Annotated in this window: 1 protein-coding gene; it reads left to right on the forward strand. The window is 43.5% G+C overall.

Annotated elements, in window-relative coordinates; all coding sequences use genetic code 11:
• A partial coding sequence (locus tag AC3G7N_RS21995) for an amidohydrolase family protein (RefSeq protein ID WP_489424247.1) occupies positions 1 to 577 on the forward strand: 577 nt, incomplete at both ends.

Consider the following 577-nt stretch of genomic DNA (forward strand, 5'->3'; position numbering starts at 1 on the left):
GATGATTTTAATGCGGAGGTACTAGATTTACACAAGCGAGGATTTCGTATTGCCGTTCATGGTAATGGTGACCGGGCGATTGGTTCTATTTTAGATGCTTATGAGAATGCGTTAGCAAATGAACCACGTGAAGATCATCTTCATCGGATTGAGCATGTACAAACGGCCACTTTGGAGGATTTGGATCGAATGCGCTCTTTAGATGTTGCCGGTTCATTTTTCATCAACCATGTCTACTACTGGGGTGATAGGCATAAAAATATTTTCTTAGGACCAGAACGAGCAAGCAAAATTAATCCGCTAGCAGACGCGTTAAAACGGGATATACTGTATACGTTGCACTCGGATTGTCCAATCACACCGATATCCCCTTTGTTTTCCATTTGGGCGGCGGTAAATCGTAGAACGATGGAGGGTGAAGTGCTTGGGGAAGATCAATGTATTAGTGTTGAGAAAGCATTGAAGACGATGACCATTGATGGAGCAAAGTTAAACAGTGATGAAGCGAATGTTGGCAGTATAGAAGTTGGCAAACTAGCAGACTTTGCCGTGCTGGATTCAGACCCTACGACCATTG

This window comes from Virgibacillus carmonensis, from assembly GCF_057836705.1.